Origin of the sequence: Pseudomonas sp. PGPR40 (assembly GCF_022014505.1) — a bacterium.
Taxonomy (GTDB): domain Bacteria; phylum Pseudomonadota; class Gammaproteobacteria; order Pseudomonadales; family Pseudomonadaceae; genus Aquipseudomonas.
The window spans coordinates 1-979 of record NZ_JAKLSP010000074.1 but is presented as its reverse complement, the minus strand read 5'-3'; the positions used below and the strand labels follow the sequence as shown (position 1 = coordinate 979).

Here is a 979-nt window from a genome sequence, read left to right as displayed (position 1 = left end):
GGCCCTTGATGGTTTCCCGACGCTCGTTGCCCACTTCCAGCCGGCTGTCATTGACCACCTTCTGCTCCAGATCGCGCTGGGCGCGCAGGTAGATCAGTTCCTGCCCGGCGCGGTCTTCAATCGACAGTTCGTTGTATCCACCGGTATGCGGTGAACTGTGGCTGCGCAGTACGGTTTTGGTTTGGTGTTCGGGCAAGGGGTAGGGGACGGGCGTGAGCTTGTTCGGCGCGCACCCGGTGATCAATGGATGGTCGGGATTGCCTTCCAGGTAGGTGACCACCACTTCCATGCCGATGCGCGGAATGGTCACCGCACCGAAATGTTCACCCGCCCAGCTGGAGGACACCCGCAGCCAGCAACTGCTGTGTTCGCTGTTGCGCTCGGCCCGGTCCCAGTGAAACTCGACTTTGACCCGACCATGTTCATCGCAGTAGATCTCTTCGCCGGCCGGCCCGGTGACGCGGGCGGTCTGGCAGACCAGCGCCGGTCTTGGGGGCGGCAGCGGTGGCCGATAAAACACGTCCCAGGGAATCGCGCTGAAGCGGTTGCGGTAGCCCTGGGTAAACCCGTCCTCGGATTTGGCGTCGCTGGTGACTGACTCTTCCAGCACCTGAGGCTGTTTTCCGCGGTGGGTGACACTGAGCAGCAGCCACAAATCGTTGTACGTGGCGCGTGGGTGTTGCGTCAGGCTGAAAAAATGACCGCTGCGCAGGGTCGGCTGGTCGCTTTCGCCCTCGGCCAACTGGTAATCGGTGCGGTGCCGTTCCAGCACCTGCCGGGCGAGCTGTTGCCCGCGTTTCTCACTCTCGAAAAGCAGCGGGTAGCGATAGTCTTCAAGCACAGGGCTGAACGCGCCGGCAAAGCGACTTTCCAGTAACCGGTTCGGGCGTTTCAGGTCGTAGTGCCGGCGCGTGACCTGGCTGGGACGGGTGCTGAAACCCGGGGAAAACCGGCTGACCACCGGATGCTCCGCCACCAG

Annotated in this window: 1 protein-coding gene; it reads right to left on the bottom strand. The window is 62.8% G+C overall.

What is annotated here, in order from left to right; translation table 11 throughout:
* Nucleotides 1-979: type VI secretion system tip protein TssI/VgrG (gene tssI / locus MEB48_RS29010; protein WP_237887128.1), on the bottom strand; the 979-nt coding region annotated here is incomplete at both ends.